The following is a 10,307-nucleotide window of genomic DNA, read 5'->3' as shown; positions in this document are numbered from 1 at the left end:
TCTACGGTTTGACCATCTTTGCGCGTCTTTGTACCGATGAAGCCAATATCTGCAACTTGTGGTTGACCGCAGGAATTTGGGCAACCTGTCCAGTGAATGCGAACCGGATGCGGTTGAATTAACTCTTCCTCCAGTTCCTGAATCAAGGCAAGCGCCCGATTTTTCGTTTCGATAATGGCAAAGCCACAGAACTCGCTACCCGTACAAGAAACCAGCCCCCGGTTCAAGATGGCTGGATCGATAGACAACCGTTCTTGAAGCAGTGGTTCTTCTAAGAAAGGACTTAAGCGCGTGTCGGGGATATTCGGGATAATCAAATTTTGTTCGACAGTCAGCCGAATCTCCCCGCTGCCATAAACTTCTGCCATTCGGGCAAGTTCAAACATTTCCTGGGCATACAAGCGACCCACAGGGACGTGCAAACCGACGTAGTTGAGTCCCGGTTGCTTTTGAGGATAAACGCCAATATGGTCGCGCTTGTCCCAATCAATTTCATCTTTTTCAGCCGCCGATTCCAGCGAATGCCCTAGTTGTTTTTCGACTTCCGCCCGAAACTTTTCAACGCCCCAGCCCTCAATCAGGTACATAATCCGGGACTTTAGCCGATTCTCGCGGGGACCATTATCCCGGAAAACCTCCAGCATTGCCTTACTTAAAGAGACAGCCTCTTCAGGAGGAATCCAAACATCGAGAGGAATCGCTTCTACATACTGATTCGGCGCAAAGTAGCCGCCGACGATGACGTTAAATCCAATGGTGTGGTTTTTGTATGCGGGGATAAAGGCAAGGTCGTTGATTTCGGCATGAACGGAGTTATCCCGACCCCCGGCAACGGCAATGTTAAATTTTCGGGGTAGGTTGCTGAGTTCGGGATTGCCCTCACCGTTATTGGTAATCATGTCCTGAAGGCTGCGGACAATCCCCCGTGTATCAATCAATTCAGCCGCATCAATGCCTGCAACTGGCGAACCCGTGATGTTCCGAACGTTGTCCATTCCCGATTGAATGCAAGTCAGACCGGCTTTTAACAAACGGTTGAATATCTCTGGGATATCCTCAATCCGAATCCCTCGCAATTGGAAATTTTGTCGGGTGGTAATGTCGGCATTTCCCTGGTTTTGAAATCCCGAACCCGTGCAGTAGCGTTGCACGATTTCAGCCAGTACTCGCATCTGAGTGCTGGTCAAAATGCCGTTGGGTATCCGCATTCGCATCATGAACTTGCCGGGTGTCACCGTGCGATGGAAAAAACCCAACCACTTTAGCCCTTGGTTCCGCTCAAACTCGTCCATCGCCTCCCAGCCAATTTGTGCAAAATGCTCCAGTTCTTGCTTCAGCAATAGGGGATGTTTTGCAGCTTTGGCTTTTTCAATCTTATTTAGTTTTTCCGTAGGCTTGGTTGCCTTTATTGCTTCTGTAGGGGTGGTTACGTTTGTCACGGTTCCTCCTTGCGTACCTGGATCTGGCGCAATTGCACGTGTAACCGCACAGCTATTGTCGTTAAAACTGCTTTTTCTGCTAAGTTAGGCGCTTTTGTAAATTGAAACGGTAGACTTTGTTACAGAAGCTGCCTATTGCCAATGAAACCTTTCTTTTGAAATATTTTTAATTTTAAAAGTCTATCTTTATGATTACTTGCCAAACAGGATATTATTGGGGCACTGAAGATTAAATTTCAAGCCACACCTGCTTGTAACCTCTATTTCCCAGGGTTTCGTTTTCTCTTTCGGTATTATTCAAAATAGCTGTAAGCTTTAACGGGCAAAACTTATGAAGGGATTCATCTGAAAGGAAACCCGTTTAAATAGGCATCATTTAAAATTTTCACCCAGCCACTTACCCTCAGATACAGAGGGGCGCAAGAGAAGGGGTGAGGTTCTCCTAGAATACTAAGTAATTAGCAAGATTTATATGAGTAAATTATTCACCATTCTGTAAAAAAAACTGGCGCATTTGATACATTTTTAAAATCTTAATCAGTTTGTCTAGTTGAAGATTCTTGAGCGCTGCCTTATCGGGTCAAAATCCTCAAAATCCTTGAAGCGGGGACATTAAGAATTTTTAAAATTTCAGCCATTCCTGGAATATATAACAGTCTTCTTTAATTTGGGAAAAACGAACCGCAGAGGACGCAGAGAGCGCAGAGGAAGAGAAGAGAGGAGCTTATCGAGCAAATAGACTCGGTAAATAACCTACACTGCATCAAGCTCGTAAATCGCTACTAGCTCTTCCTTGCCTTTCACCCGAACAAACTTATCGACTAAGCGCAGGGGGAAAGTGTCGGGGTGGCGCAGCGCTTCGACGATTGGCTTGGTGACGAGGATGGTGCTGTCGTAGTTTTTGGTGAGGCTTTCGACACGAGCGGCTACGTTTACGGCATCCCCAACAACTGTAGACTCGATACGGGAGCTAAATCCAACGGTACCCATGACGACCTCGCCTCGATGAATGCCAATACCGATGTCGATGGTTGGCAAACCTTGATGCGATCGCTCTTCATTCAAGATTTTAAGTCGCTGTCGCATTGCTAACGCTGCGTGCAGAGCGTTGTCCGTCGCTTCATCATCGAAGAGCGCCATAATCGCGTCGCCGATATACTTGTCTATGAAACCGCCGGACTTGTCAATCACTTGTCCCATGCAGGCGAGGTAGTCATTCAAAAATGAAAAGGTTTCTAAGGGCGTCATTTGTTCTGACATTGCCGTGTAGCCCCGAATATCGGCAAATAGGATCGTAATCGTGCGCGTCGAGGCAAAGCCGACTTGGATGTTCTCGATGCCGTCGGGTGCAATCACCAGAAGAAATTTCTCTGGTACGAATCGATGAAAAGACTCGATAGTTTTCTGTAGTCGGCTAAACAAACCTTGTAGCGCCGCCGACATATCATTGAACGCGATCGCTAAAGCGCCGATTTCATCTTTGCGGTAAATTTCAGCCCGATGGTGTAAATCGCCTGCGGCAATTTTGGCAGCACTCAATTGCAACCGCCGCACAGGGCTACTGAGTTCTGTTGCCAACAGGTAGGAACCGAAAAGACCCAAGGAAAGGGCGAAAACACCTACAAACAGAGCTTTTTCGACTGCGATCGCGACCGCTTGATTGACCTGCCGCAGTGACATCCCAATCCGCAACGTCCCAATTTTTTGCCCCGAAGAGTTGCGAATCGCGGCGGCAACTTCGATGGCAGTTTCACCTTGGCGTGCCCGCACTTTGCGGTTGAAAGTAATGTCGCGCAGGAGGAATGTCTCGACAACACGGGTATCGTCATATACTGCCAGCGCCGAGTCCGTTACCCACACAGGCACAATATCGGGAACATACTGTTCCTGAAGTTCGCTTTCGCTGGCGGCGACGATTTGATTTGACAAGCGCACATCGGAGATCAGAATGTAAACGAAATCTGGGTTGCGCTTCAGTAGCAGATTGAAACCGAGCCGAATCTGACCCCAATTTTGGTCTTCAAGTTCGTTAGTCCAGGTATTAGATAAGGCGATCGCTAGCTGCTGGACTTCACGCCGCTTCTGTTCCCGGTAAAGTTGTCTCTCGTTTTTCGCCCACAGCCATACCACAGAACCAACAATCGCCACAATCAAGAGTGTCGTGGCGGTCATAATTCGTGTATGAATTGAACGGAACGCGGCAACTTTCATCAGGGTTAATTGGTAATGGTTACTTGGTAATTTCTAAAAAGTTTGAAATTTGAAATTTTTAGTTTTGAACGAAAAAATCTTCTTGAAACTCAAAACTCTCAAAAGTTAAAACTTTTGAATAAAATAATTTTCTTGGAACTCAAAACTCAAAACTCAAAACTCAAAACTCAGATTAACCATTCGCCATTATTTACTAACCTCCAGTTGTTCCACAAAAGTGAGCCAGCGCTGATTCTCGGATCTCGCTTGACAATTGCTGGGGAAAGCCAGCGTTATCGGACCACCCATTTTGGCAGGAATCGGATTGCGTTCGTTACCCCAGTGCGTGGCAAACAAAATATCGCAGTCTCGCACCTCGTTAGCTGCCAAACGAATTGGATTCAGGGCATTGCGGGAAACAGGCGCTTTTCCCCGAATGATAACCATACCGTTTTCTGGCAGCGTGACACTGGCAGCAGCAAGAACATCCCGCACGCGCACGCCTGTGAGCTTGACTTTGCCAATAGGCCACCCAATCGGGTAGCCAACAGCTTCTTCGATGGTGACTTGTGGCAGTTGGCTGATGGTTTTGGCATCAAGCGGGGTTTCGCCAACGCGCAGTTGCACTGGTTCGGTACCGACGATTAGGTTGGTCACGTAAAATGCCCAAAAACGGTCGGGATACTTTTGCTCAAGCTGCGGGTACTCGGTGTAAGGAAATACCAGGGAAAGCGGGCCGCCTTCGCTGCGGGAAATGGGCATTCCATCGCGCTCTAAAGCAATGATAATCGGGTACGCACGCAAGTCTGCAATGCTGACGGTGGCACGGTAGGAATCGAAAGCGACAAGCGTTACTTCCTTACTATTAGTGATGCCGAACTTGTCGAGCAGTTTAGAGATAGCAACACCCCGAAAGTCAAAAATCCGATCGGGGTTGTTGCTGGTATTATGGGGCGATCGCGTCCGTATATGGGTGGTTGCGATCGCGTCTAGTTCTTGCATAGTCAACCGCACGGATTTTCCCGCCGCCGTTTTCCCCTGAATTTCTAGATTCCACTGTTGCCGCTGTCGATTGTTCGTATGAGCAGCAACCATTGCGGCGTTTTTTTGCATTGCCTCATTTCTCCACGCCTCCATCTCGGCATTCGTTGGTTTCTGATTTTGACATCCGCTCATGAAGGCAAGCAGGAAGAGGCAGCTGGAAAGAGGGAGCCGGGAAGGTTTCATATCATCTTTATAACCTTCAAGCTTGATTCTGCACCCTTCCACAAGTCCCTGTTGCTGCGATTAATGAGGAAAATATGTCGGTTCATTCCCCGGCTTCCACTTGATGTTGCAGCCGATGCTAGGCTTCTGGTCTGAGGGGATTGATTGACCGGCTAACACTGCATCTATTGCGGCTCGTAAATCTTTGCCGTTGACGGGTCGATCGTTACCGGGGCGACTGTCATCTAATTGACCGCGATAAACCAAACTTTGGTTGGCATCAAAGAGGAAAAAGTCTGGGGTACAAGCAGCGGTATAAGCTTTAGCAGTTTCTTGAGTTTCGTCGTAGCACAACGGAAAGGTGAATCCCAGCTCATTCGCCATTGCTTTGAGTGAGTTGGGGGCATCATCTGGATAGTTGCTGGCATCGTTGGCACTAATTGCCACAATTCCAATCTCTTCACCTACGTAATCCTTGCCAAGCTGCACGAGTTCTCCCTGAATGTGTTTTACAAAGGGGCAATGCTTGCAGATGAACATGACCAGCAATGCCTGCTTATCGGCAAAAGTGGCAAGGGAAATGGTTTGACCAGATACCACATCCGGCAACTGGAAATCTGGGGCTGTCGTGCCCAACGCCAACATAGTTGAGGCGGTTCGCACCATTGTATGCACTCCTTACGTTTTGGTAGACTGCGCTCCCACTTATATTGCTCTACCACTGAAAAAAAAACCAGAGTAAGTAGCGATCGCCTCCCGCTATAGTACAATTGTACTGATTGCGTCCGCATCCAAGTCGTTAGGTAGCCATCCAGCCATCGACATGACAAAACTGCAAGCCAGCCTCAAAGTAGTCCAGATGAAACGTGGCGAAGACCGTCAACCCGTAAAAGGTGATGCCAAACACAAGCGCGTTCCATCGCCAGCGATCGCCAATACTGAAAGACGACCTCGAAAGACAGGCGATTCCAGAAGGTTAATTCCGTCACTACGGGTGAAAACCTATCAGGAACTGCTACAGGAACATCTGAATGAAAAGTTAAAACACCTAGAGGCGCAAGCAACCCAAGTCAATCGGCTTTCAGCGGAGCTAGAGGCAGCAATACAGGAACTCAAGGCAATCTCAGCTCAAGTTAATACAGACTTGAAATCCCTTCGGGGTAAAGCTGACATTTGCGAGTATAAAGCAACCAGTCTCCCCTACGTCGGGCAAAAGCTTGATGGATCGTTAGTGCTGACGGCTCGATCCATCGATCTCTACAAAGCCGAACGGGAAGCTTCGTCGCTGGCACAGAAGCTGCGGCGACGAACCGGAAAAAAACGCCGCTGAGAGCTTTAATCGTCTAAAGCAAATATAAGCCCCAGGCTTCCATCCTGGGGCTTATTTCAATGGCTATTGCATTTGCGATCGCTGATATTTCCCAAACCAGTTAAGAGCGATCGCGTGAGTTTATCGCGATCGCTCTTAACTGAAATTCAGGAAATCGTATTGCGGTTACTACAAATTCTTAGGCTTAGCGCTATTATTTGAATAATCGAAATATATCCTAAATAAATATTTAAGGATGGTTCTTCCTTATCAAAATTTATAATATTATAAGAACTTGAGTAAAGTCTAGAGTTCAAGATAAAAAGTTTCTCTTTATCTTGAAGAAAGAACTTTGTTTACATTCCACTAATAAACATTTAGGGAAAACTCAACAAAGGTGTAGGTAAAAGAGTCATTATTTTATAATTGGAATTCCTAAAAAAATGCTAATTTTATTATTAATCAGACCTTTTACGTGAAAAAAATAAACTAGGGTAAAGAAAGAAACTTTTATTCTTTTTTTCTAGCCTTATACCGAAAATCGTCAAAATTTATTAGTGAGTGACGCTGGTGAAAGAAAATAACTCAAAAGACACGCCGTTGCACGCAATGAATCCACTGAGCCGATTTTCCAACCGAGCAGAGGATTACGCCAAGTATCGACCGAACTATCCAGACGCCGCTATTGATATTATCCTGAAGGGATTAGGAAATCCTTCACAACTGGTCGCCGCAGATATTGGTGCAGGGACGGGAATTTCCTCGCGTTTGTTAGCTCAACGGGGAGTGAATGCGATCGCTATCGAGCCAAACGCCGCAATGAGAGACGCCGCATCACCGCATTCCTTGGTAGAGTTTCGTGACGGAACAGCAGAAGCCACGAATTTACCCAACGCATCTGTTGATTTAGTGACTTGCTTCCAATCTTTCCATTGGTTTAATCCCGAACCAACATTGCTAGAATTTCGCCGCCTTCTCAGGCCAAGCGGACGACTAGCGGTAGTATGGAACGACCGCGATCAAAACGATGAATTCACAGCAAATTACAGCCGCTTAGTTGAGATTGCATCAAACAATCATCCAGCAGAGAAGCGGATGGTTTCAGTCGCTCCTCTACTAAGCAGCCCCCATTTTCCAGATGTCCGGTGCCATACTTTTGAGTACCAGCAGCAGCTAGATTTAGAGGGACTAATTGGCAGGGTAAATAGTGTATCTTACATCCCCAAAGAAGGTGAGGCGTACCAGCAACTTGTGACAGATTTGCAAGAACTGTATGCAAGCGCTTGCAATGAACGCGGCTATGTGTATTTAACCTATACCACGAATGTTTACCTTGCAGATAATGGGTAATCAGAAAGAGTAACTGTAGAGATACGAAATTTCCTATCTTTGCAAGAATTACCCATTACCCATTACCTATTACCTATTACCCCTTATTATCCTTTCGCCCAAGGTCCCCAGATAGCAAAAGTAATGCCAGGAGTTTGGATATTCACGAACATGGTCTGACCATCAGGCGAAAAACAGGCACCAGCGAACTCATTATCATTGATAGCATTCCGAGCAAATTGGTAGAGTTCGCCCTTTTGAGTGACGCCGACTACAAATTGCTCGTCGTCACCATCTTCACAGATGATCAAATCGCCAAAAGGAGCCACAACAATGTTATCAGGACTATCTAATACATTTACATCATTTGGTTCAACAAAAAGTTCAAGAGTGCCGCCTTCTTGTGCTGTTTTCCCAGGAACGTAGCGCCAAACTTGACCGAGTCCGGCAGCGCCACCATCTGTGCAACAAAAGTAAAATTCACCGTTGCCGTACCAGATGCCTTCCCCACGTGTAAATTGGGCTGCACCCTTACTAAAGCCTTCGACGCGGACAGTATCTGTATCCGGGTCGGGATTGTCGATGCGAACCCATTCAACTTGCATTGGTTGACGCACCGGGAAGTTAGTTTTAGTAATTGCTTGGGGCATTCCTTTAATTTTCAGGGCTTCCAAAACACCGCCTTCTACAAGTTTGCCCGGTTGATTTGGAATGAAGCGATAGAAGAGACCATTGCCTCTATCTTCAGTTTCATAAACAATTCCAGTTTTTGGATCGATTGCAACCGCTTCGTGGTTAAAACGCCCCATTGCTTTCAAAGGCACGGGAGTCACAGTTGTTTTTGCATTCGCCGGAACTTCAAAGTTATAACCGTGACGTTGGTTGACATTTCCCGTAATATTAACTGGATCGTTTGTAGCGGGAGTTGAGGTATTTTCTTCAGAGCTAATCCACGAACCCCAAGGAGTCGTGCCGCCTGCACAGTTACGGTATGTTCCTGCTAGGGAAGCAAAATGACTTTGTATTTGGCGATTCGCCCCTACAATTAGAGTTGTTGTCCCACCTTTACAGAGATTATCGTATTTGAGTCCGACAACTTGCGTGGTAGAATTCGGGCTTAATTCGTGATTGCGAATTAAGATAGTTGTGTTATTAGGACCGGGAAAAGCACCCATCCCATCGTGACCACCCGGTACTGGATTGCCATCGTTCATCATGTCTCCAGTCCGAGAAATAGCACGATATTGAAATCCGCGTGGTAAATCCAATAAACCATTGGGATCTGGAATCAGCGGGCCATAACCTCCCCCACTCACTAATTGACCCCTGGCTGCTTTGGTATAGAGCGCTTCTAGAGGGGACATTAATACAGCACCCGCAGCACTCGCGCCTGCCAGGGTGAAGAATTGCCGCCGTGATAAAGACATGGTGTTCTCCGCGTTTATGCGTTGAACAGCTTAATTGGCGTTCATCAACCTTCGGCAAAGCTTTGATTAAGGCTTGGTTAATTTTTTATTCAGAAAATATTATTGCTTGCCTAGTTTATTCCGTTTTTACTAAAAAATTATGAACGTAGAAGTACGCTAAGAATCTTCGCGAACCTTTGCGCTTAGCTTAGCGTAGCTTTGCGTTAAAACACTCATTCATCTTCAGGATTAATCGCAGAAAATAGCGCCGAATAATCCTCATCCGCTAAACCCATGTCCTGTGCCATTTCTAAAATTTGGCGAATACCTTCCAAACTGCTGACATTCAAGCCATTTAACTTAGCTTCATTGAGAAATAAGTTAGTATCTTTGAGCAGATGTTTAGTTGGGAAATTGGGATTTTCATAGTTTCTATCTAACATCCGCTGCAATTTCTTATCAAAAGTGGGAGCAAAAAGGGCGCTTTGCCGTAAGATTTGCATAAACAGCTCAACGTCGGCACCTTGACGTTGAACAAAACCTAAACTAAGGGCAAAAGCACTGGTAAGGGAAGCGATTAATTGATTTAATGCTAATTTGACAGCAGCGGCAGCACCGACTGAGCCAATATGTAGAGGTTCAGAGCTAAAATGTTTTAGAAAATCCGACCACTGTTGAAATTGCTCATCGGAAGCACCTACCATGACAATTAATTTACCGGCTTCTGCTTCCGAAATACTGCCCAACACGGGTGCTTCAATATACTCTGCACCCGCTGCAACAATTTGGGAAGCGATCGCTTTACTTTCTGTGGGTGAGATCGTTCCCATTTGAATGACTGTACGCCCTTTTAACTCTGGTCGGGAAGCCTCCGACAACAGAACTTCATCAATTGCTGTCGCATTTGTCAGCATCAAAATTACGCACTCAGACTCGCGAATTGCCTCTTGTGGAGAGTCGGCAATTTTAGCGCCAGCGTCCTGCAAAGGTGCTAACTTTGACTGAGTACGATTGTATGCAACTACTGGAATTTTAGCGTCTAACAGCCTTTTAGCCATCGGCTGTCCCATCAACCCAGTTCCTAAAAATCCTACTTTCACGATTGCTTTGACCTCTCTAATTCTTGTTGCTGAAGAACCTCACGCCGTCTGCAACACTCCTCAGCGTAAAGAGGGTTGGGAATGAGGCTCAGGAAAGATAACGGCGATTCAAGCGGATTTAAGAGGGATCAACCCAGGCTCGTTCGGCTGTCCAATGGCGATCGCTCGATCGATAAACTGTAACACCCTCCAAACCAGCTTCTTGCAAGAAGTCTTGCACTTCATCCAAGGTAAACGCAGCGTGGAGAGAGTCGTGAAATAACATCTTTTGATGTTTGTTGTAATTTGTACCAATACTTTCCACCAACTTATTCATTATTTCCTCGCT

8 protein-coding genes and 1 pseudogene are annotated in these 10,307 nt (G+C 46.2%); 2 read left to right on the top strand and 7 right to left on the bottom strand.

Annotated elements, in window-relative coordinates:
• From H6F50_RS15215 to H6F50_RS15200, 4 genes are all read right to left on the bottom strand, one after another.
• On the bottom strand, positions 1-1,439 hold a 1,439-nt coding region (locus tag H6F50_RS15215), incomplete at its 3' end, for a ferredoxin--nitrite reductase (protein ID WP_347277169.1).
• Positions 1,440-2,192: 753 nt separating this feature from the next.
• On the bottom strand, positions 2,193-3,650 hold the full coding sequence (locus tag H6F50_RS15210; RefSeq protein WP_190429337.1) for an adenylate/guanylate cyclase domain-containing protein: 1,458 nt from the start codon (positions 3,648-3,650) through the stop codon (positions 2,193-2,195).
• A 186-nt stretch (positions 3,651-3,836) separates the two neighbouring features.
• Positions 3,837-4,856 (bottom strand): molybdopterin-dependent oxidoreductase, encoded by a 1,020-nt coding sequence (locus tag H6F50_RS15205; RefSeq protein WP_190429336.1) that lies wholly within the window; start codon positions 4,854-4,856, stop codon positions 3,837-3,839.
• Between the two features lie 60 nt (positions 4,857-4,916).
• Positions 4,917-5,501 (bottom strand): thioredoxin family protein, encoded by a 585-nt coding sequence (locus tag H6F50_RS15200; protein WP_190429335.1) that lies wholly within the window; start codon positions 5,499-5,501, stop codon positions 4,917-4,919.
• Between the two features lie 157 nt (positions 5,502-5,658).
• On the opposite strand from H6F50_RS15200, the gene H6F50_RS15195 reads away from it, so the two are divergent.
• Positions 5,659-6,165 carry a hypothetical protein gene (locus tag H6F50_RS15195; RefSeq protein ID WP_190415866.1) on the top strand — a complete coding sequence of 169 codons (507 nt, stop codon included), beginning with the start codon at positions 5,659-5,661 and terminating at the stop codon, positions 6,163-6,165.
• 588 nt (positions 6,166-6,753) lie between these two features.
• Entirely contained in the window at positions 6,754-7,494 is a 741-nt protein-coding gene (locus H6F50_RS15190) for a class I SAM-dependent methyltransferase (RefSeq protein WP_190429338.1), read from the top strand.
• 86 nt (positions 7,495-7,580) lie between these two features.
• Here the strand turns inward: H6F50_RS15190 and H6F50_RS15185 are convergent, their stop codons facing one another.
• From H6F50_RS15185 to H6F50_RS15175, 3 genes and pseudogenes are all read right to left on the bottom strand, one after another.
• Complete coding sequence (locus tag H6F50_RS15185; RefSeq protein ID WP_190429334.1) at positions 7,581-8,900, bottom strand: alkaline phosphatase PhoX; 1,320 nt, start codon at positions 8,898-8,900, stop codon at positions 7,581-7,583.
• 212 nt (positions 8,901-9,112) lie between these two features.
• On the bottom strand, positions 9,113-9,979 hold the full coding sequence (locus tag H6F50_RS15180; RefSeq protein ID WP_190429333.1) for an NAD(P)-binding domain-containing protein: 867 nt from the start codon (positions 9,977-9,979) through the stop codon (positions 9,113-9,115).
• Positions 9,980-10,097: 118 nt separating this feature from the next.
• Positions 10,098-10,307: pseudogene (locus tag H6F50_RS15175) on the bottom strand (SAM-dependent methyltransferase); the annotation flags it as partial.

Source organism: Coleofasciculus sp. FACHB-712 (assembly GCF_014695635.1).
Lineage (GTDB): Bacteria > Cyanobacteriota > Cyanobacteriia > Cyanobacteriales > FACHB-T130 > FACHB-T130.
The sequence above is the reverse complement of the archived record's forward strand: the minus strand, read 5'-3'. Positions and strand labels throughout refer to the sequence as shown.

Bases quoted from the DNA above. Each gene is read 5' to 3' on its own strand.
- H6F50_RS15200 (WP_190429335.1), bottom strand. From the start codon at position 5,501: ATGGTGCGAACCGCCTCAACTATGTTGGCGTTGGGCACGACAGCCCCA.
- H6F50_RS15210 (WP_190429337.1), bottom strand. From the start codon at position 3,650: ATGAAAGTTGCCGCGTTCCGTTCAATTCATACACGAATTATGACCGCC.
- H6F50_RS15195 (WP_190415866.1), top strand. From the start codon at position 5,659: ATGACAAAACTGCAAGCCAGCCTCAAAGTAGTCCAGATGAAACGTGGC.
- H6F50_RS15205 (WP_190429336.1), bottom strand. From the start codon at position 4,856: ATGAAACCTTCCCGGCTCCCTCTTTCCAGCTGCCTCTTCCTGCTTGCC.
- H6F50_RS15190 (WP_190429338.1), top strand. From the start codon at position 6,754: ATGAATCCACTGAGCCGATTTTCCAACCGAGCAGAGGATTACGCCAAG.
- H6F50_RS15185 (WP_190429334.1), bottom strand. From the start codon at position 8,900: ATGTCTTTATCACGGCGGCAATTCTTCACCCTGGCAGGCGCGAGTGCT.